The following is an 18,548-nucleotide window of genomic DNA, read 5'->3' as shown; positions in this document are numbered from 1 at the left end:
CCGATCAAATTCCGCCCGGGTAATTGGGGCTTTCGCGGGTGATCGTGACGTCATGGGCATGGCTTTCACGAAGTCCGGCGTTGGATATGCGCACAAAAGTGGCGCGCTCGCGGAAATCTGCAAGATCACGTCCACCCACATAACCCATAGCGGCTTTCAGGCCGCCTGCAAGCTGGTGCAGCACGCCAGCCACAGGTCCTTTGTAGGGAACCTGCCCCTCAATGCCCTCCGGAACCAGTTTGAGGGTGTCGCGGACCTCGGCCTGGAAGTAGCGATCGGCCGAGCCGCGCGCCATGGCGCCGACCGAACCCATGCCGCGATAGGCCTTGAAGGAGCGGCCCTGGTGAAGATAGACCTCGCCGGGGCTCTCGTCGGTGCCGGCAAGCAGCGAACCGATCATGGCCGCACTTGCGCCCGCGGCGAGCGCCTTGGCGAGATCGCCCGAATATTTGATGCCGCCGTCGGCGATGACGCTGACGCCGGCCTTGCTTGCCGTCTCGACCGCCGACATGATCGCCGACAACTGCGGCACGCCGACGCCGGCGACGATTCTGGTGGTGCAGATCGAGCCCGGACCGATGCCGACCTTGACCGCGTCGGCGCCGGCGTCGATCAGCGCCTGCGTGCCGTCGGCCGTGGCGACATTGCCGGCCAGAATGCGTACGGAATTTGAGAGTTTCTTCGCCCGCGTCACCGCATCCAGCACGCGCTGCGAATGACCGTGCGCGGTGTCGATGACCAAAAGGTCGACGCCGGCGTCGATCAGGCGCTCGGCGCGCTCGAAGCCGTCGTCGCCGACACTTGTGGCGGCCGCGGCGCGCAGGCGCCCCTGGGCATCCTTGGTAGCGTGCGGGTTGAGCTGCGACTTCTCTATGTCCTTGACGGTGATCAGGCCGACGCAATTGCCATTCCTGTCGACCACCACCAGCTTCTCGATGCGGTGCTTGTGGAGGAGACGCTTGGCTTCGTCCTGGTCGACATTCTCCTTGACGGTGATCAGGTTCTCACGCGTCATCAGCTCGTAGACCTTCTGCGCCGGATCGGAGGCGAAGCGCACGTCGCGGTTGGTGAGGATGCCGACCAGGCGGCCGACGGTGTGGCCGCCGGTGCCGCCATTTTCCACCACCGGAATGCCGGAGATCGAATAGGTGCGCATCAGCGCCAGCGCGTCGGCCAGCGTTGCGTCGGGGCCGATGGTGACGGGGTTCACCACCATGCCGGATTCGAATTTCTTCACCTGCCTGACCTGCTCGGCCTGCTCGGCCGGCGAGAAATTGCGGTGGATGACGCCGATGCCGCCGGCCTGCGCCATGGCGATCGCCAGCCGCGCCTCGGTGACGGTGTCCATGGCCGCCGACAGGATCGGCACGTTGAGATCGATATCGCCGGCTATGCGGGTACGGATGTCGGTTTCGCCCGGCATCACCTCGGAATGGCCGGGCTGCAAGAGCACGTCGTCGAAGGTCAGCGCCAGCGCGCCGGTGGACGTTTCGATGATTTTCGCCATGGCCAGTCCTTTTGAATGCGGAAAAGGCGCCGGGCCGATTGGCCAGCGCCGACTCTCATCTTCCCTTTCAGGATTGGCGCTGGCTGGTACCACGTCCTGTCGCGGTTGAAAAGCCGATCGTTGCGCCAATCGCAAAGTCTTGCGCTCGGTCACTTTCCACCCACCAGTGGTTGCGTTCCCGCAAAAGTGACAGCAATTTAATGCGACATCGGGGCCGAGGCGTGATAACCGCCCGGTCACACCGGTTCGCCCCCAAGCCGGGCCTAGAATCGCGAAGACAGATCAGGGCGTTTCCCTGAACCGCATCATCCCGCTTATCCTGGCGGTCGCCTTGTTCATGGAGAACATGGATTCGACCGTGATCGCGACATCGCTGCCGGCGATCGCCGTCGCCATCCACACCAGCCCGATCGCGCTGAAGCTGGCGCTGACGGCCTATCTGGTGTCGCTGGCGATCTTCATTCCGATCAGCGGCTGGATGGCCGACCGGTTTGGCGCCAAGACCGTGTTCCGCGCCGCGATCGGCGTCTTCATCGCCGGCTCCGTCGCCTGCGCGTTCTCCAATTCGCTGCCGGCATTCGTGGTGTCGCGATTCCTGCAAGGCATAGGCGGCGCTATGATGACGCCGGTCGGCCGCCTTGTGCTGGTGCGCGCCACGCCGAAGAGCGAGCTGGTCGCGGCAATGTCCTGGCTGACCGTGCCGGCGCTTGTCGGCCCTCTGGTCGGCCCACCGATCGGCGGCTTCATCACCACCTATTTCACCTGGCACTGGATTTTTCTGATCAATGTGCCGATCGGGTTGCTGGGCATCTGGCTCGCCACGCGGTTCTTGCCCGAAACCGAGCCTGCGGAGACACCGCCACTCGATTTCCCCGGATTTGTGCTCAGCGGTCTCGCAGCTTCCGGCGTCGTCTTCGGCCTTTCCGTCGTCAGCCTGCCGGCGCTGCCGCCAATGGCCGGCTTCATCACGGTGGCGGTCGGGGTGATCTCCGGCGTGCTTTATCTCCTCCATGCGCGGCGCGCCAGGAACCCGCTGCTGGCGCTGGAGCTGTTCCGCAACCAGGTCTTCCGATCCTCCGTGCTCGGCGGCTCGCTGTTTCGCATCGGCATCGGCGCGGTGCCGTTCCTTCTGCCGCTGATGTTCCAGATCGGCTTCGGGTTGACGCCATTCCAGTCGGGCATGATCACCTTCGTCTCGGCGATCGGCGCCATCGGCATGAAGTTCGTCACCGCGCTGCTGTTCCGGCTCGCCGGCTTCCGGCGCGTGCTGATCTGGGGCTCACTGGTCGCGGCCGCCTCGATCGCCATCTACGGGCTGTTCACGCCGCAGACGCCCAACGCGCTGATGCTGGCTATCCTTTTGGTCGGAGGCTTCATCCGCTCGATGTTCTTCACCGGCGTCAATGCGCTCTCCTATGCCGAGATCACGTCCGCCGACACCAGCAAGGCGACGCCGATCACGGCGGTTTTCCAGCAATTGTCGATCGCGATGGGCGTGGCGCTGGCCGGCGGCATCCTCGAAGTGTCGACCTCGATCCATGGCGGGCCGCTGACCTTGAGGGATTTCCACATCGCCTTCTTCATCGTGGCAGCCGTCTCGGCGGCAGCCTCGATCACCTTCATGCGGCTTGCGCCGGAGGCAGGCAATGCGGTCTCGGGACACGGTCGGCTGACCACACCGAAGACGCTGGAAACGGTGGGCACGGCGGGGAAGTAATGGTGGCGCGCCCTGCCGTAACATCGTCATTCTAGGGCGGAGCGACGCGAAGCGGAGCGCAGAGCCTAGAATGACGAAGTTCCGGGACCTTTGAACTCCTTCGCCAGCAGGTAAAGCTCCACCGATTCATCGCGCGAGGCCGGCGGCTTCACATGATGGACTGAGCGGAAGTTCTGCTTCAGCAGTGACAAAAGCTCATTCTCAGCGCCACCCTGAAAGGTCTTTGCGAGGAAGTGCCCGCCGGGCTTCAGGACGTGCAGCGCGAAATCGGCCGCGACTTCGCACAGATGCATGGTGCGCAGATGATCGGTGCGGCGATGCCCGGTCGTGGGTGCGGCCATGTCGGACAGCACCACATCCGGCTGGCCGCCGAGCGCCTCGGCAAGTTTTTGCGGCGCGTCAGGATCAAGGAAATCCATCTGCAGGATGATAGCGCCCGGAACCGCATCCATTTCGAGATAGTCGATGCCGACGACATGCGGATTTTCCGCCGTCGACTTCGTCCGCGCGGCTGCCACCTGGCACCATCCGCCGGGCGCCGCGCCCAGGTCGATGACTTTCATGCCGGGCTTCAGCAGACGATGCTTGTCGTCGATCTCGATCAGCTTATAGGCGGCGCGCGAACGGTAGCCATCGGCCTTGGAGCGCTGCACATAGGGATCGTTCATGTGGCGCTCGAGCCAACGGCGCGAGGATTCCTTCAAGCCGCTCTTCTTCTTGATCCTGGTCTTGAGGACGCGAATGCCGGCAGATCCTGGCTTTTCGGGTTTCCTGGTCATTGCCTGATTTCTTGCCCGAGCATGATCCTGTGCGAAAACCGATCGCGACTTTTCGCTGACCTGAAATTCGGTATCAGGACTTCTGGTCCGCTTTTTCCTGCTCGCGTCGTCGTGCCGGTTTTGCGACCGCTTCGCGTTTCCCGGAGGGCTTCCCCCACCCCGTCGCCGCTTCGCGGCGCCACCTCTCCCCCCTTCGGAGGGAGAGAAAGGGAGCCAAGGCTGGCGACCTCGCGCCTTTCCTCTCCCCCGTCGATCGGGGGAGAGGTGTCGAGCGTAGCTCGACGGAGTCGGGGTCGACTGCTCATCAAAACAACGCGGCCACTTTTTGGGATCATGCGCGGCGCCCGCCATTATTGCGCCAGACGCCGTCATCGGCCATCAGCTCGCTCAAAATTCCCTCGCGCAGGCCGCGGTCGGCGACGCGCAGCCGCTCGGATGGCCAGACACCGCGGATCGCTTCCAGGATGGCGCAGCCGGCGAGCACGAGATCGGCGCGGTCGGCGCCGATGCAGGGGTTGGCGCAGCGCTGCTGGAAGTCCCAGCCGATCAGCCGCTCGATCATGCGGTCGACGCTGTCGCGGTCCATCCACAGGCCGTCGACGCGGCGGCGGTCGTAGCGATCGAGATCGAGATGCACGCCGGCAAGCGTCGTCACCGTGCCGGAAGTGCCAAGCAGATGGAAGTTGGGGCTGGCCAGCACATGGGCGAGCCGATCTCGGCCGTCGAAGGCCTTCAGCCGGGCGGCCACATCGTCCACCATGGCGGCAAAGGTCTCGCGCGTCACGGTGCGGCCGCCGAAGCGCTCGGCGAGCGACACGACGCCGACGGGCAGCGATGTCCAGGAGACAATGTGGTTGGCCAGCCGCGGAGAGCGCCGCCCGGTGAGGTCGATCAGCGCGATTTCCGACGAGCCGCCGCCAATGTCGAACAGCACCACGCCTTGAGTGTCGCGCTCGACCAGCGAGCCGCAACCGGAAACGGCAAGGCGGGCCTCGGTCTGGCGGTCGATGATCTCGAGCTTAAGCCCGGCCTCGCGCTCGACGCGATCCAAAAACTCGACACCGTTTGCGGCCGAGCGACAGGCTTCGGTGGCGATCAGCCTGGCTTTCCTGATCTTGCGGTTGCGCAGCTTCTCGCCGCAGATCTTCAGCGCCTCTACCGCGCGATCCATCGCCGCCTGGCCGAGCCGGCCGCTGGCGGTCAGCCCCTCGCCCAGCCTGACAATGCGCGAGAAAGCGTCGATGACGCGGAATTGACCGTGGCGGCCGGGCACAGCGACCAGCAACCGGCAATTGTTGGTGCCGAGGTCCAGCGCGGCGAACACAGGCAATTCCTGCTGCGGCGGACGCTGCGGGGCCGCCAGCTTTGGATCAAACGGCGAAGGCCCGCTCCGAGGCTGGCTAGCCGCCGTGGCGGCAGGCGCGGCATGCGGCACGGCGCCGTTCTCGTCGCGCGCGAACACCTTGCGGCCGCGCTTGCGCTTGCGGCGCTTGCGTGTCTTGCCTTTTGGTTGATCGCCATGCTGGTCGGCCTGACTTAGGCCAATCTGTCGCTGGCTGGCATGTCTTTGGTGCGCGCCCGCGTGGCGGCTGAATCGCGCCGTGTGCGGGCCCGCCGATTGCGTCGGCGATGCCCCGGACATGCCCACTGCCGACGCGCCCGCGCCGGTATCGTGGTCTTCCACTTCAGTTCCTTCCGGCGCCGCGCGAACCGGGATCGGACGCAGCAGGCACCTCGATTTGTTTCAAGTTGGCAACAGAGTAGCAGCGCCGTTCGCAATCACCAAGAGCGCGAGGCCGAATTTCGCCAACGTCGCATTTTGCCAGGATCACGTAGGGGCAATGTCTTGCCGGTTGAATAGCCGGCTTCAATCAGGCATGTCTCAAATCCGGGTTCGAAGGGTTGGGCACATTAAATCAATGAGTTGCAGCGCATGATGACGACGCCATGAATTGGAGGCGCTATTTCTGGCCGGTCATAGGCATCGCGGCCGTGGCGTTCTCGCTGTGGCTGCTCATCCACGAGCTGCGCGGCATTTCGCTCGACGATGTCTGGGCCGGCATTGCCGCCATCCCGCCGCGCGATTGGGTGCTCGCGGCACTGAGCGCGGTCGTCGCCTATGCCTCGCTCGCCGGCTACGACCACATAGCGCTGCTGCATATAGGCAAAAAAGTATCGTGGCTGTTCGTCACGCTGTGCTCCTTCACCACTTACGCGGTGTCGCACAATATCGGCGGCTCGGTGTTTTCCGGCGCTGTCATCCGTTACCGCGCCTATGCCACGCGAGGGCTGACCGGCCAGGAGGTCGGTGTGCTGGTGGCGATCTGCTGGTTCACCTTCATCCTGTCCAGCGTTTTCCTCGGCGGCCTCGTTCTGCTGTTCGAGCCGCAGATCATCGATCGCTTCACCGGCGCGCCGCATCATGGCGCCGCATTCGCCGTGGGGTTCGCCATGCTTATCCTCGTCGGCACTTATGCCTTCGGCAGCTGGCTGCGGCTGAGACCATTGATGATCGGCAGCTTTCAGCTCCACTACCCGGCGCTGCCGATCGTGGCGCGACAGTTGCTGATCGGACCGGTCGAACTGCTGGGAGCCGCTGCAATCATCTATTTTGCCCTGCCGGAAGTCGGCAATCCCGGCTATTTCGTCGTGCTCGGCGTGTTCATGGTGTCGTTCTCGATCGGGCTTCTGTCGCATGCGCCGGGCGCGCTCGGCGTGTTCGAGGTCGTCTTCCTCACCGGACTTTCCGACATGGATCCGGTGGGCGTGCTTGCCGCGCTTCTGGTGTTCCGCTTGTTCTATCTCATCATTCCGCTGCTGATCGGCCTTGGCGTGGTGCTCTATTTCGAGCATTCGCAGTACAGCAAAGGCGGGAGTTGAAATCCCTGCCCGCTTCCGCGGCGAGCATCGGCAAAAAGCCTGCGATTGAACTCAGTTGCGGGCTTGACTATTTTCCGATGGCGGCTACAAGGCAGCGCTCGCGGCACATGAGCCGCCCGCATCGCTCGGCACCAGCCGCGCCTGCTGGGGAATAGGTTAACGGTAGACCCACGGACTCTGACTCCGTTAGTCCTGGTTCGAATCCAGGTTCCCCAGCCACTTGATTTTGCTACGCTTTTCCCGTTTTTCATTTGGAACATTTCAGGTCAGTTGGACGCTTGGTTGGGAGAATTTGTTCTCTTTTCGAGCTTCCGAATGGCAGATTCTCCGAGCGCGGGATCACGGTTGAGGTAGTGCGCATCGAGGATCGATCGCACGTCGCGAAGGCTGTGCCCGGTGATTGTAGCGATCTCCGCTTCCGTGCATCCGGCTATCGCAAGGCGGGTGACGGCGGTGCCGCGAAGATCGTTGAAGGTGACGCCAACGATCCCGGCAGCGGCACATGCCTTCCGCCACGATGACCGGAAGCCGTCCGCCGTCCAAGGTTCCTTGTCGCTGTTGAGCAGGATTAGGCCAGCCTTGCCGCGATCGGCGTCGAGAGCGGCTTTCAACGGGGCGCCGACCGGGACTTGCACACGTGCACCGGTCTTTCCTTGCTGGAGCCGGATCACCTTACCATCGTATTGCGTCCACGCGAGGCGCAACAGGTCGCCCTGGCGCTGGCCGGTCCAAAGGGCAAGGATAAGCGCAAGGTGCAAATGCTTCGGCGCGCTGGCGAGGAATGCGGCTTCGTCGGCATCGGTCCAGACGAATTCGGCGCGGCTGCCGCGATAAACGCGCCCGCCCTTTTCGCAAGGATTGGCGATGACCAGCCCGCGACCGTGCGCCCATGACAGGATGCGTGCCAAAACCTGCCACGAATAATCCGCCTGCCGGCGTGAGGCCTTGGCGCGCTTGTCCCGCCAGTTCATGAAGATGTCGCGGGTGCGGCGGTCGGCGAGCGCGGAGAGCGGGAAATCGCCGAAGTCCTTTTCGATGACCTTGATCAGGCCCACGTAATCGCGACGGGTGCGCGGAGCGAGGTCATCCCATAACGTAGTGGCCTGGAAGCCTTGAAGGATCGATAGCAACACGCCGCGCGGCGGCTCGATCTTGCGGGCAACGGCGGCGTTGTACGCCGCAATGAATTCTGGCTCGCCGGGCTTGCCGGGGAGCGAAGGCCCGCCCTTCCAAGCATAGTAGAAGGTCTTGGTCGTGCCATCGGCGAGCTTCTTCTTGACGCTGTTCAGGCCCTTCAATCTAACCCGCATGGTTCGCCATCCATTTGTCGAGTTCGTTCGCCGGTTCCGGCGCTTGTCCTACTGCGACGACCACGATCTTGCCCGTCGGGTCTATCTCGACGCGCGCCACCTTCATGCCAGCCGACGCCGCTGCCTTGATGGCGCGGGATACATCGACTTGACGGAAGGAAGCGGCGCGAGCGGCCATCAGTTAACGCGCCCCAGCGGCCGGACGGGCATACCGGCCTTAGCCATCGAATGCATGAAGCCGCCCACTACGACATCCAAAGGCAAATCGAGCGCCTCGGCCATCTTGTCGAACGACGGCTCCTTTTTGCCAGCTTTCCACAACTTCGCGATGCGCGCCTGCAGCCGCTTCGAGCGGCGCTTGAACGCGGCGCTCTCCATGTACTCGATCAACTCGATCTCGTTGCGCTGGGTGATCATGCCGGACGCCCCTTCGGACAGAAGGGGGACGTCTGCAAACCAGTGGATGCCTTTGCTTTCCACTCTGCGCTGCTTCGGCCCGGCCATCTTTCTGGGTGCCAGAAATCTTCAATGTCGATGCCGAGGTCGCTCGCGCGGCGGCGAAGCTTGGCTGCAAGTCGTGTGATATTGACAGTCACGACGTTAGATGGAGCAACGAACTCGGCCGCGATCTGGGCAAATGCACCGCATACGCAAATAGGCTCGGCGCCGGCCATATCGACCACTCCGTAGAGTATCTCGGCCGATGGCTTCTTGCCGTCGACCAAGGCGGCGCTCCCGTCGCAAACTTCCTGCCAGCGATCCGTGAAGACCATGAACGCCCGTGCGGCAATCTCGGCGGAGCGCTCGCGCGAGATAGCGAGATTCTCATAGAGCTCGTCGGCGAGCATCATCAGGAAGGTCGCCGTATCGGTGAAGCCTCGTGCAGCTTCCCTTTCAGGATCGTCGCCCCACACAGCGGGAACCTGGCCGCGCTGCCGCAGCGACTTGAACGTGTTCACTTCCATGCCAACGAGGGCACAGAAGCTTTCGCGATTCAGAAATTTGACCATTGAAATGCCTTTGGATGGTTGCACACTGCACCCGACCTAGCACGCCCGGGTGCAGTGTGCAACCAAAATCAATGACGTGTAGCCGCCATAGCCTCCAGCATGTCCCAAGCGGCGTCGCGGTTTCGATGCTTGCCCGGAATCCGGACCCAGCATTGCCGAGCGAAGATTCGCGCATGTGGATCATCCTCGTCGGGATGCGTATCGGTCATGAGCGCCGTCCAATCGCAACTCCGCGACTTGAGGCGCATCACATCGATAACGAACCAACCCGCCGGCATCTCGTCAAAAACAAGCCTGCCGATCATGACAGCACTCGCGCCGCGAACCGCTCGTCAAGTTGGCTAATCGCATAACCACCGTGGGAAGGGTGAGACACGGGATAGACGGTCGCGCTCCACATGGTGGCGCCGGCGCGATCGCGACCCCAGTAGAAATCGTCAAGCGCGTCCGACAGCTCTCGCATTAGGCGGACTACGCGAGCTTGTGGATCTTCCGAAGATTTGTTCATGTGGCACTTCCTCCAAAGGTTGAGGAAGCCCGGCGCAACGCCTAGCGAATCGTGATCGGAATGATAAATCTGGTGTCGGTCACTGCGAGGCCCTGCAAGGCTTCCGGTGGCAAGTGCCCGTCGACTGCTTCCAACAGTCGGCGGGTGCGCGTAACGTCCGCTTATTCGATCGAATCGTCAAGCGCGAGGCTGCACCCAAAGGGGAGAGTGATTTTCATGCAAGATGGCACCTATTCGATCGCAGCGACGGCCGAGAGCGGTGCGTCAATCCTGGTACTCAGAATTGAAGACGGCTCTATCCGCGGGAACGACACGTCGGGCACCCGGTATCGTGGAACGATCGCTCCGGGACCTACCGGCGGGTTTCGCGTTTCATTGGAAGCCACATTTCCCACCGGAACATTTGGCATCTGGGGCACATCTCCTGGCGATACTTTCCAGACGCGACGGTTTGAAGCCGAGGTGCCCGAGGGATTCTTCGCCGACCGTGTTCCCTACAAGTTGCCGGGATACGATATGACGCTGACGGCTGTTCGCATTCCAGACGAGAACGGCTTCCTGGCGGACGAAGATGGCCTAGATCGGTACATTGACATCCTCGACGACGTTCGGAAGGCATGGGCCGCCCATCAGGAATAAGCCAGTCGCGCTACTCTGCCGCCTCGCAACGGAAGCGTGACGAACTGGCGCATGGCTGGCTGCAGAACCGCTGCCCGGATTCCTTAAGCCTGAAGACCTTGCCGCAGTGCTCGCATGTCTTTTCTGGCAACGTGCGGTAGGCGGCGCCCATACACTTGGCGTTGCAGTATTTCGCGCCCCTACCGTTCGGCGGCCGGAACATGGTACCGCATACCAGGCACGCCTGCTCGAAGATCGTGCGGCGCGCATCGGCGCCGGCGGCGCGCGAGCATTCAACGGTGCAATAGCGACCGTTCCGGCTCCGCTGGACGAACAGCCCGCCGCAACGCTCGCAATCGCGCGTCTTGACCTTCTCGGCGCGGTGGGCCGCCCAAAAAACCATCCACTCCGCTTTCGACATCTGGGTGCCAGACCGATAGTGCACCTTGTCGGCGTGCGAGCGCCGGCAAAGATCGCTGCAATATTTCGTCTGCCTCCCATCGCGGAGATCGATCGCCGTGGGCTTGTGGCAACCTTCATTGGCGCATGTCAGCCGTTCGGTTCGATCCTCAGTATATTCGGCCTGTCCTTGCTGCCAGGTTGGCCGCCTTGCACCAATCTGCCGAAGGGCGGCGTCGACCACGTCGGCGGCGGCGACGTCGGCGGCGGACCACGACCAGCCGGCCAGACAAAGGCTCGAACGTAGCCCGTGTCGGACGGAGCCTTCGAACGCAAAGTAGGTCGGAAGGCCGCTTTTGAGAACGGCCGCCGTCGTGTCGATCAGATGCCGGCGCCGATCGCGACTAAGCACGCGTGCGCGCGGCTTGGGCTTGTCCACCTGTCGCGGCTTCCACGGTACGCGGGCAAGCATGTCGTCACCGCCTTTCCGTCATCCATCGGCTTTGCACCACGACCGGCGGCGGCACCCGAGCCGCGGGCGGCGCCCGCAAATCGTCCTCGCGCTGGTCGAGCGGGATTTGCACCGCCGCTCGAGCCGCGAAGGCATAGGTGAGACAATCGAGCGCTTCGGCTTGGGCGCCGGGGATGCGCTCGAAGCGGTGGATGGGGCGCCCGCGGATGAACCGAACAACTCGGCGCTCGCTGGCGAGCTGCTCAAAATAGGTCGGCTCCAGCTCAGCGGAAAAGCGTATGCCCTTGGCGCGGGCCAGGCGGGAAACGATGATTGTCTTGACGGTATCGACGCCGACAATCCACAGACGGCCGCCCTTGGTCTTACTCTTCGAGAAGGCGATTGACGGCCGCGATCCCGGCGCGCCCTTGATAGCCATGACGCGGCGGCCGGCGCGCGGAAAGCAGAACCGGTAGACGCAATCCGTCCAGTCACCATCGCCGGAATCGACGCACGCCGCATCAACCTGCAGCTCGCCGCCGTGCGGGTGCTTCCAGCGGGTGCGCAGGAGCTTTTCCAGTTCCTGCCAGGTCTCGTTATCGTCAGGGCTTCCCCAGATGACCATATGGCCCAGGATCAGGCATTCCCCCTCCCGCGACCATCCGCAGATCGAGCATTCCAAGCGATCGTCCTGCACGTCGACGCCGATGGTGATCACCACGACCTCGGCCGGAATCCGGTCGAGGGAAAAGCCTTCGGCGCGGGCGGCAAGCGCGTTTTCGTCAATGGTTTCCGCCTCGTCCCGCCAGCCCTGCCCCAGGAAGCGCGTGACGAACGTTTTCAGGCGCTCGCTATCGTCTTTCTTCAGCAAGAAATCAGCAGCAAGCTTTCCCCAGGAAGCGTTTGCAAGCAGCGAGACAAGCGCATTGAGCCGAAAGCCGGCATGGCCGTTTGCCTCGCCGGTGGCGCGCCAGCGGCCTTTGCGGACCATCGCCGGCTTGTGCTTCTCGTCGACCAGGACGCCGCAGGACGGGCAGCAGAAGGTCGCCGTATGCGGTTTGTCGGGTTCCCATTGGATATGCTGCCACAGGATCTCGGTGAAGGCGCCGCAGTCGGGACAAGGCACCTCGAAAACCCGCCGATCGCTCTGGGCATAGAGCGGCAGGATCAGGCTCGTTTCCTCGTCGCCAGGCGTGCTTCCGATGATGATCTTGCGGTCGCCGAAGGAGTGCGTTCGATCGATGGCCAGGTCGATCGGGCTGCCCTCGTCGGTCAGCACCATCCCGTCGACCTCATCGCAAAGCAGGATTCGCGCCGTCGGCCCTCGAAGGTTTCGCGGCGCGCGGGCTGCTACGAAATGCAGGGAGCCGCCGTCGAATAGCCGATGCAGGATGGTCGAGCGGTGCTGGCCCGTTCGATCGCCAAGTTTTGGTGATGGAAGCTTGCCTTCGAGGTTCGGCGAGGCCTCGAAGATGCGTTCCAGTTCCGAGACCATGACGCGCCGGCAGTCGGCATCAGTCGGCAGGACGCTAAGGATCGGCGCCGGAGCCTCTGCGATGTGGTAGGCGGTCACGGCGTGCAGCAGAGTGGAAAAGCCGACGCGCACCGGCTTGACCAGGGTTATGCGCTCGATTGCCGGATCCTCGACGGCCTCGACTATGCCCCGGTGCCACGGCCACAGACGCATCGGGCCGGGATCGGCGCATACCTCGCGCGGCAGGACGACGTTGCCTTCGATCCATCGGGACAGCGATTTACGACGACGCATGGGCGTTTTTTCTCACTGACTGACGTGTCGGGCTGCGCCGCCCCGCATACGAATCGGGCAGACAGGACCCGCGCCACCCGTCGAGGATGACGCGGAGGGGGCGGGCCGCGCCCCATGACATCGCGTGTCAGCCGGCGATCTGCGGTGCGAGGCGCACCCGTGCGGTAGCCGCGCCGGAGCCGGCCTCAGCCACAGCCGAGCCGATCGGCTGGTTGTCGCCCTCGGTGCTGCTGTCATCGGTGGTGACGACCTTGGCGTCGTCGTCCCAATAGATGGCTTGGCCGAACGTCACGGCGCCCGTTGCCTTCGGCAGATCGAAGACGCCGACGGTTGCCAGCTCGAAGTCCTCGCCCTCGGCCGCGTCGGTAGAGGCCACGCCGAAGAGGCTGTCGTAGAGAATGCCATCCCCGGAAGACACGCCGCCGGCGGGCGCGGTCGCGGTGATGACGTTGCCGGCCTGCACATAGTTCTTCATGTCGAAAGTCCTTTCGATGAGGTGAAATAGAACACGCCACCCGGCCCGCGGCCGTTGACGCCCGCGATCTGGCGTTCAAGGTCGGCTATGGCCGCAGCCAGTTCGGCGTCGCTGCGGTACTCGGTCTTGCTGTCGCCATGCTGCGCAGAACGCAGGCCCGTGGCGCGGGCTCTGCGCAGCGTGTCGAGTTGGGACTGGAGTTCCGCGAGCGTGGCCATCTTACGAGTGCACCAAGCCCTGGTTCATGTACCAGCCGCGGTAGTCGGTGAAGGCGGCACCGAAATCGAGGCGGACCTTGACTTCCACGCCGTCGACCTCGAAGCCGGCGCGCGTTTCAGTCTGCGGACCTTCGGCGCCCTGCAAATAGGCGTATTCCAGCCCCTCGAAGGTTGCCGGGTCGGCCGCGATGTACCAGCGGATTGCCGAAGTAAGGCGGGCTTCTACAAGCAACTGCAGCTTGCCGGAGAACGGATTGACGTCGTCGACGGTGGCAGCCTGGATGGATGCAAGCAGCTTTTCGCCAGCGGTTTCCAGTTCCGGCGGAACAACCAGAAACTTCGGCGTCACGTTGATGCGCTTGCCCGACAGGCCGGTCTGCTTGCGCATGGCCAGGCGGCCGGCGCCCAGGCCGTCGATTGCTGAAGCGCCGGCGAGGTCGACGGCGGTGGCGGCAAGATTGCCGTGATCGGCGTGGAAGAGCTTCTTGGTGTCGCTCATCGTCGGGCCGAGACCGGAGCCGGTGATCAGCAGATCGACAAGAAATTGCGCTTCGAAGTCAGCGGCGGCAGCGCCCATCTTGCCGGCCAAATCGGTGAAGGCGCCGAGATCGTCATTGACGATAGCTTTGCGGGACAGGCCGACGATCTTGCCGAAAGTGTCGATCTTGTACGTTTCGGCGGCTTCGGCCATCGAGCCGTATTTGTATTCGCCGGCCTCGTTCACCTTCTCCAACGTCGGCGCCTCGCCGAGCTGGATGCTAGTCTTGGCGCGGAAGTCGCGGGCGGTGGTCTGGCGAGCCACGGCCTTGAGCGTTGCCGGTGCCGCCTGGTAGGCCGCGCGAAGCGTGCGGTTGGCGGTATCGGCAAAGATCAGCGGGAAGTCGCTGGTAGTGTTGAGCGCTCGCGTGATGGTCTCGGCTGCCGAAAGGCCGGTGGTGGCGAGACCGCGCAGGCGCATCATCTCGCGCGCCATGTCCAGCGTGGTCATGCCGACGAACGGCCGGGCCTGCTCGGAAAGCTGGTGGCGAGGATTGGCGCGCAGATAGAGCGCCTCGCCCATGCGCGTGGCAATCTGCCCCGGGTCGTCCTGGTTGGCGATCGAGGTCACGCGGGCCTGTGGCGTCGTGCGGTTGCCGGTTTGGCGAACGCTTTCGATCGCGGCAGCGCGGGCCTGGTCGACGGTCGCTTCGCTGTCGATCAACTGGTCGGCGAAATCGTTGCCGAGATTGAACGTGGTCGCGAGCGCACGGATTTCCTGGTTGGTCTGCGCACGCGTCATTGAAGGCGCGGGTGCGGGCGAAGGCGTGGGAGCCGGCGCAGGTGCGGGCGCCGGAGCGGCGGGAGTAGTCATTTCGGGACTCCGAGTTTTGGCCCCGGCATCGGCTCCGACCGGGACAAGGGAAACTTCATGCAGCGCCCATTTGGTGACCGTGCGCACCCGGAGCCCCGCAGGGTCCAGACGGTCCTCAAAGTCGATGACGCCGTAGCCAACTGACACGTTTCGGATGATGCCGGTCGCCACGTCGCGAAAGATCGCGTCGGCGCTCGGGCGTTCGGAAAACTGCACCTGCACAATGAGGTTGCCGCCTTCCATGCGCACGGCGCGCACGACGCCAAGCACGCGGTCGAGGCCATCCTGGCGGTGACTGTCGAGCAATGGCATGCCGTCGGCGCGCGATAGGTCGACGGCACCGTTCGCCAGCGATAGCACCTCCGCGAAATCGCCTTCCATGTCGCGGCGCATGACGCCGGCGCCGGTGGATGCGATCAGCTCGACGGTGCGGGCTTTTGCATCGACGCTATGCGGCGCGAATGAAAGCGCCCTGGTGTTCTGGTCGATAACGGTCATTGCACGGTCTCCGGCGGCGGTGCACTGGATGCCGCGGCGGCGGGCGCCTTGCGGGCGAGGCCGAGCTTGGCGGCGCGCGCCTGGTCCGCGGCGATCTCCGCGTCGACCTGCTCGACATCGTAGCCGCGCTCGGCGACGATCTCGGCACGCGAGCGCAACAGATTGTCCATTTCCAGCACGGCAGCCGCGGCGTCCTTCTGCGGATCGACCCAGGGCCATGCGGGCGGCAGCCACTTGGCGCCGAAGGCAGCACGGTCGCGCTGATAGGCGGCGGCCGGGACATTGCCGGCGAGGATCTGATAGCGGATGAAGCGTTCCCAGGCCGGCCGGCAAAGCTGGTGGATTACGGTGTGGTGCTGGACCTGCTCGGCGAAGCGCCGGAATTCAAGCAGCGCGGCGCGCGAGCTTGAATAGTTCACCTGGCTGTAATCGCCGGTGAGCATTTCGTAGGTGACGCCGGCGCCGGCTGCGATCATGCGCAGAATGCCCGTAGCGAAGCCGACGGCGTTGCCCTGGTCGGGCGTGTCGGGAAATTCGACGGTCTTGCCGGGCGGCAAGCTGACCATCGCGCCGGGCTCAAGGCTGACGCTCGGCGGGATGCCGGTGGTCTCGCCATAGGGATTCGCCCCGTCGGCATCGACGACAAAGCCGGCATGAAGCGCGGCGACCTTTGCCCGCACAAGCATAGCGTCGATCAGCTGGTCGAGCTCGTGAGCGGACAGCAGCACCGGCGCGAACCATGACAGCCCGCGCACCTGGCCGGGGAACAGCGGCCGGAAGAGATGGATAACCTCACTCGCCGGCCACCGCTCGGAGACCAGCGGCATGCCGGCGAGGATATCGCCCGGTGCGTGCGGGCGAAGCCAGTAGGCGACAATTCGGCCGTTTGCAGAAAACTCGACGCCTTGCACGATCGAGCCGCCGCCCGTCAGCAGTAATGACTTGGCGCGGTCGAGTTGTTCCGGGTGAAGCCGACGGAGTTGCGGCGCGCCGTTCATCGGGTCCGCCGTCCATATGGCGAGGCCTTCCCCGAAGGTCACCATGTCGCGCACCGCCGTAGCCTGTTGGCCGTAATGGTCGGTGCGCCCTTCGGCGTCGGCCTGGTCGGTCCATGCCGTCCAGTTGCGCGCAAGCCGGCCGCGCGCGATTTCTTCGGGATGAAGGGGCCGCGGCGTGATGCCGGTGCCGATCAGGTTGGAGGTTGCCGCCTCGACGATGCGGGCGCCGTGCGGATTGTTCAAAACGAAGCCGACGGCACGGGCAGCGATCGTGGAAGCGTCGGTTAAAATGGCGCGGCCAGGGTCGCGCATCTGGCGATCGTCTGCCCACCGGCGCCCACCGGCGCCCGCCTCGAGGCCACCACGCGTCAACGCGCGCCAGGCGAGACCGATGCGAGTCGTGAGGCCGCTCATCGGCCGCACCTCGTCGTCTTGCTTTCGAGGATGGAAATCATTGGCACCGCCGCGCCGATGTAGGATTTGAATCCTATACCTGAACAGCAAGTGATAAGCAACGGCTTATAGGAATGCCATCCTATGGCCGCGACGGACAAAGGGATTCCGGCAAAGTTGCCAGCGTCAACCAGCGCTGACGAGAATGTGGGCCTCTCGCAGAAGCGAAGTCCACTCATAGCCAAGTAGGGCGATAAGGTTTCTGGCCTGCTCTTCGGTTATGCCCGTCTCGTCCACCAGGCGTCGAATGAAATAGCCGTCATCGGTCCTGCCGGGTGGCCCATGCTCTTCTTTGGCCATTAGCGTTGTCCTGTTTAAGCCCAACGGACCTACCGACCTTCTGTTCCTCCATGCGCCCGTGTTCTCCGCCGGGCTCTTGGGTCTGTTCCTTCGGTCCTGCAGCGTGGACGCACTACCCCCTATGAAGGGGGCAATGCATCAAGCGACTGTTCCTTTCGGGAGCCTTTGCTTAGTGCCTCGGATCGCCGGCTTCTCTTTCGAGACGGAACGGGGTCAGCCTGTCGTTCCTCACCGGTGCTACCACAACTGGCGGCGCAAGCGCGGGCCGATCCGTCGACCTCGCGCTGCGGTAGATTTCCTACTTCCTTGGTGTTCTATCCTCGCGCAGGCGGTCTACGGCCCGGTTGAGGCATTCTGCTTGCCCGGTGGCCCTTGCGGTCATGTTCCCGCAGTGAGTGGCCGAAGTCGGAGGGCTGTCGATGTCAACCAATGGTTGACACTATGCGAGGCGGAACTGGTTCCCCCTCGTCGGTGTCACCTTGCCCTTGCGGGCGAGCTCGATAGCGATCGAAAGGCCGATCGCCTCTTTCGCGCGCCACGGGATTTCGCGGGATCTGGCCTCGCCCTGAATAGCGGCCTGGCCGATTTCGAGAGCTGAAGCGCAGCGGTTGCGCCGGATGTAGGCAAGGCCTTGCGCCTCGCGCGTGTCGCGGTTCCTAGCCTTCATGCCGCCCTCGCATTCCAGCCGATCAGGCCGCTTTCGGTGAGGGTCTGGCGAAGGCGGTTCAACTCGCCCTCAGTGTCGACAAGCACAGATTCGACCGGTTGGCCGCGACGATGGATATTCAGCGCGAAGCCTCGGCCGAAAGCCTCGTAGGTGAAATAGGATTTGGTGCCGATCGCCTCGGCGGGATTGGGGCGCTCGAAGCGCTTGGCGCCCCGGCGGAGGTCGCGAGGCCCGTTCATGCCGACCTCCGCAACTCGGTCGCGAGCCGGCAGGCGTCACATGCTTGTTTGGCCGAGAGGTCGAATGCCCGGCGCATATTGGGGATGATCGGGCGCGGCGGGTTAGCCTGATTGGCAAGCCACGCGGCGGCCTGACGAACGGCCGAGATTTCGGTTGGCAGATCGGCCGTATCTATTTGATATTGCAAGGCCGCTTTTCTCCGCAGTTGGGAGAAAAACGTAGCGAGATCAACAAGGCGGGATGGACTCTGACTCCGTTAGTCCTGGTTCGAATCCAGGTTCCCCAGCCAGTTTCTTCGCATCGGTTGCTGATTGTGGGAATGCGTGCCGACGCTGTCCCATCCGCGTCCCAGCGCATAGGCGGCCTTCAACCGCTTACTTCGAGCCTTTCACGGCCAAGTG

20 protein-coding genes and 1 tRNA gene are annotated in these 18,548 nt (G+C 63.8%); 4 read left to right on the top strand and 17 right to left on the bottom strand.

The features are described 5' to 3' along the window. Window positions 1–4: 4 nt before the first annotated feature. Window positions 5–1,507 (bottom strand): IMP dehydrogenase, encoded by a 1,503-nt coding sequence (gene guaB / locus O7A05_RS14620; protein WP_337093782.1) that lies wholly within the window; start codon window positions 1,505–1,507, stop codon window positions 5–7. Window positions 1,508–1,802: 295 nt separating this feature from the next. Between guaB and O7A05_RS14615 the strand changes: the two genes are divergently transcribed. Beyond that, complete coding sequence (locus tag O7A05_RS14615; protein ID WP_337093922.1) at window positions 1,803–3,224, top strand: MFS transporter; 1,422 nt, start codon at window positions 1,803–1,805, stop codon at window positions 3,222–3,224. Between the two features lie 65 nt (window positions 3,225–3,289). Here O7A05_RS14615 and O7A05_RS14610 read toward each other — a convergent pair whose 3' ends face one another. Next, window positions 3,290–4,003 (bottom strand): RlmE family RNA methyltransferase, encoded by a 714-nt coding sequence (locus O7A05_RS14610; RefSeq protein WP_337093781.1) that lies wholly within the window; start codon window positions 4,001–4,003, stop codon window positions 3,290–3,292. A 331-nt stretch (window positions 4,004–4,334) separates the two neighbouring features. Then, window positions 4,335–5,687 (bottom strand): Ppx/GppA phosphatase family protein, encoded by a 1,353-nt coding sequence (locus tag O7A05_RS14605; protein WP_337093780.1) that lies wholly within the window; start codon window positions 5,685–5,687, stop codon window positions 4,335–4,337. 263 nt (window positions 5,688–5,950) lie between these two features. On the opposite strand from O7A05_RS14605, the gene O7A05_RS14600 reads away from it, so the two are divergent. Beyond that, window positions 5,951–6,883 carry a lysylphosphatidylglycerol synthase transmembrane domain-containing protein gene (locus tag O7A05_RS14600; RefSeq protein WP_337093779.1) on the top strand — a complete coding sequence of 311 codons (933 nt, stop codon included), beginning with the start codon at window positions 5,951–5,953 and terminating at the stop codon, window positions 6,881–6,883. Window positions 6,884–7,028: 145 nt separating this feature from the next. Next, window positions 7,029–7,102, top strand: a tRNA-Gln gene (locus tag O7A05_RS14595). Window positions 7,103–7,149: 47 nt separating this feature from the next. Here the strand turns inward: O7A05_RS14595 and O7A05_RS14590 are convergent. The 5 genes from O7A05_RS14590 to O7A05_RS14570 all read right to left on the bottom strand — a co-directional run bounded on the left by O7A05_RS14590 (window position 7,150) and on the right by O7A05_RS14570 (window position 9,508). Beyond that, the gene (locus tag O7A05_RS14590) at window positions 7,150–8,193 is read right to left on the bottom strand and encodes a tyrosine-type recombinase/integrase (protein ID WP_337093778.1); all 1,044 of its coding nucleotides are present in this window, start codon (window positions 8,191–8,193) and stop codon (window positions 7,150–7,152) included. Beyond that, window positions 8,183–8,371: a hypothetical protein gene (locus O7A05_RS14585; protein ID WP_337093777.1), complete on the bottom strand. Its 189-nt coding sequence runs from the start codon at window positions 8,369–8,371 to the stop codon at window positions 8,183–8,185. Before O7A05_RS14585 ends, O7A05_RS14590 begins: the two co-directional genes overlap by 11 nt. Further along, window positions 8,371–8,610, bottom strand: a complete 240-nt coding sequence (locus tag O7A05_RS14580; RefSeq protein WP_337093776.1) for a hypothetical protein — start codon at window positions 8,608–8,610, stop codon at window positions 8,371–8,373. Before O7A05_RS14580 ends, O7A05_RS14585 begins: the two co-directional genes overlap by 1 nt. Then, complete coding sequence (locus tag O7A05_RS14575; protein ID WP_337093775.1) at window positions 8,607–9,203, bottom strand: hypothetical protein; 597 nt, start codon at window positions 9,201–9,203, stop codon at window positions 8,607–8,609. The genes O7A05_RS14580 and O7A05_RS14575 overlap by 4 nt, the downstream gene beginning before the upstream one ends. Window positions 9,204–9,271: 68 nt before the next feature. After that, window positions 9,272–9,508: a hypothetical protein gene (locus tag O7A05_RS14570; protein ID WP_337093774.1), complete on the bottom strand. Its 237-nt coding sequence runs from the start codon at window positions 9,506–9,508 to the stop codon at window positions 9,272–9,274. A 419-nt stretch (window positions 9,509–9,927) separates the two neighbouring features. On the opposite strand from O7A05_RS14570, the gene O7A05_RS14565 reads away from it, so the two are divergent. Then, on the top strand, window positions 9,928–10,350 hold the full coding sequence (locus O7A05_RS14565) for a hypothetical protein (protein ID WP_337093773.1): 423 nt from the start codon (window positions 9,928–9,930) through the stop codon (window positions 10,348–10,350). Window positions 10,351–10,360: 10 nt separating this feature from the next. Here the strand turns inward: O7A05_RS14565 and O7A05_RS14560 are convergent, their stop codons facing one another. The 9 genes from O7A05_RS14560 to O7A05_RS14520 all read right to left on the bottom strand — a co-directional run bounded on the left by O7A05_RS14560 (window position 10,361) and on the right by O7A05_RS14520 (window position 18,146). After that, on the bottom strand, window positions 10,361–11,200 hold the full coding sequence (locus tag O7A05_RS14560) for a hypothetical protein (RefSeq protein WP_337093772.1): 840 nt from the start codon (window positions 11,198–11,200) through the stop codon (window positions 10,361–10,363). Between the two features lie 4 nt (window positions 11,201–11,204). After that, the gene (locus O7A05_RS14555) at window positions 11,205–12,947 is read right to left on the bottom strand and encodes a phage terminase large subunit family protein (protein WP_337093771.1); all 1,743 of its coding nucleotides are present in this window, start codon (window positions 12,945–12,947) and stop codon (window positions 11,205–11,207) included. Window positions 12,948–13,074: 127 nt separating this feature from the next. Further along, window positions 13,075–13,422: a DUF2190 family protein gene (locus tag O7A05_RS14550; RefSeq protein ID WP_337093770.1), complete on the bottom strand. Its 348-nt coding sequence runs from the start codon at window positions 13,420–13,422 to the stop codon at window positions 13,075–13,077. Continuing rightward, window positions 13,419–13,640, bottom strand: a complete 222-nt coding sequence (locus O7A05_RS14545) for a phage head-tail joining protein (protein WP_337093769.1) — start codon at window positions 13,638–13,640, stop codon at window positions 13,419–13,421. Before O7A05_RS14545 ends, O7A05_RS14550 begins: the two co-directional genes overlap by 4 nt. 1 nt (window position 13,641) lies before the next feature. Next, complete coding sequence (locus O7A05_RS14540) at window positions 13,642–15,489, bottom strand: prohead protease/major capsid protein fusion protein (RefSeq protein ID WP_337093768.1); 1,848 nt, start codon at window positions 15,487–15,489, stop codon at window positions 13,642–13,644. Beyond that, window positions 15,486–16,901, bottom strand: coding sequence for a phage portal protein (locus O7A05_RS14535; protein ID WP_337093767.1), 1,416 nt, complete (start codon window positions 16,899–16,901; stop codon window positions 15,486–15,488). The genes O7A05_RS14540 and O7A05_RS14535 overlap by 4 nt, the downstream gene beginning before the upstream one ends. 165 nt (window positions 16,902–17,066) lie before the next feature. Then, entirely contained in the window at window positions 17,067–17,240 is a 174-nt protein-coding gene (locus tag O7A05_RS14530; RefSeq protein WP_337093766.1) for a hypothetical protein, read from the bottom strand. A 439-nt stretch (window positions 17,241–17,679) separates the two neighbouring features. Further along, window positions 17,680–17,907, bottom strand: a complete 228-nt coding sequence (locus O7A05_RS14525; protein WP_337093765.1) for a hypothetical protein — start codon at window positions 17,905–17,907, stop codon at window positions 17,680–17,682. Next, entirely contained in the window at window positions 17,904–18,146 is a 243-nt protein-coding gene (locus O7A05_RS14520; protein WP_337093764.1) for a hypothetical protein, read from the bottom strand. Before O7A05_RS14520 ends, O7A05_RS14525 begins: the two co-directional genes overlap by 4 nt. Between the last annotated feature and the right edge of the window lie 402 nt (window positions 18,147–18,548).

Source organism: Mesorhizobium argentiipisi (SeqCode), from assembly GCF_037179585.1.
Lineage (GTDB): Bacteria > Pseudomonadota > Alphaproteobacteria > Rhizobiales > Rhizobiaceae > Mesorhizobium > Mesorhizobium argentiipisi.
This window is presented reverse-complemented; position numbering and strand designations above follow the sequence as displayed.

Excerpts from the sequence above, each read along its gene's own strand:
- guaB (WP_337093782.1), bottom strand. The coding sequence starts at position 1,507 with ATGGCGAAAATCATCGAAACGTCCACCGGCGCGCTGGCGCTGACCTTC.
- O7A05_RS14610 (WP_337093781.1), bottom strand. The coding sequence starts at position 4,003 with ATGACCAGGAAACCCGAAAAGCCAGGATCTGCCGGCATTCGCGTCCTC.
- O7A05_RS14600 (WP_337093779.1), top strand. The coding sequence starts at position 5,951 with ATGAATTGGAGGCGCTATTTCTGGCCGGTCATAGGCATCGCGGCCGTG.
- O7A05_RS14590 (WP_337093778.1), bottom strand. The coding sequence starts at position 8,193 with ATGCGGGTTAGATTGAAGGGCCTGAACAGCGTCAAGAAGAAGCTCGCC.
- O7A05_RS14585 (WP_337093777.1), bottom strand. The coding sequence starts at position 8,371 with ATGGCCGCTCGCGCCGCTTCCTTCCGTCAAGTCGATGTATCCCGCGCC.
- O7A05_RS14580 (WP_337093776.1), bottom strand. The coding sequence starts at position 8,610 with ATGATCACCCAGCGCAACGAGATCGAGTTGATCGAGTACATGGAGAGC.
- O7A05_RS14575 (WP_337093775.1), bottom strand. The coding sequence starts at position 9,203 with ATGGTCAAATTTCTGAATCGCGAAAGCTTCTGTGCCCTCGTTGGCATG.
- O7A05_RS14570 (WP_337093774.1), bottom strand. The coding sequence starts at position 9,508 with ATGATCGGCAGGCTTGTTTTTGACGAGATGCCGGCGGGTTGGTTCGTT.
- O7A05_RS14565 (WP_337093773.1), top strand. The coding sequence starts at position 9,928 with ATGCAAGATGGCACCTATTCGATCGCAGCGACGGCCGAGAGCGGTGCG.
- O7A05_RS14560 (WP_337093772.1), bottom strand. The coding sequence starts at position 11,200 with ATGCTTGCCCGCGTACCGTGGAAGCCGCGACAGGTGGACAAGCCCAAG.
- O7A05_RS14555 (WP_337093771.1), bottom strand. The coding sequence starts at position 12,947 with ATGCGTCGTCGTAAATCGCTGTCCCGATGGATCGAAGGCAACGTCGTC.
- O7A05_RS14550 (WP_337093770.1), bottom strand. The coding sequence starts at position 13,422 with ATGAAGAACTATGTGCAGGCCGGCAACGTCATCACCGCGACCGCGCCC.
- O7A05_RS14545 (WP_337093769.1), bottom strand. The coding sequence starts at position 13,640 with ATGGCCACGCTCGCGGAACTCCAGTCCCAACTCGACACGCTGCGCAGA.
- O7A05_RS14540 (WP_337093768.1), bottom strand. The coding sequence starts at position 15,489 with ATGACCGTTATCGACCAGAACACCAGGGCGCTTTCATTCGCGCCGCAT.
- O7A05_RS14535 (WP_337093767.1), bottom strand. The coding sequence starts at position 16,901 with ATGAGCGGCCTCACGACTCGCATCGGTCTCGCCTGGCGCGCGTTGACG.
- O7A05_RS14530 (WP_337093766.1), bottom strand. The coding sequence starts at position 17,240 with ATGGCCAAAGAAGAGCATGGGCCACCCGGCAGGACCGATGACGGCTAT.
- O7A05_RS14525 (WP_337093765.1), bottom strand. The coding sequence starts at position 17,907 with ATGAAGGCTAGGAACCGCGACACGCGCGAGGCGCAAGGCCTTGCCTAC.
- O7A05_RS14520 (WP_337093764.1), bottom strand. The coding sequence starts at position 18,146 with ATGAACGGGCCTCGCGACCTCCGCCGGGGCGCCAAGCGCTTCGAGCGC.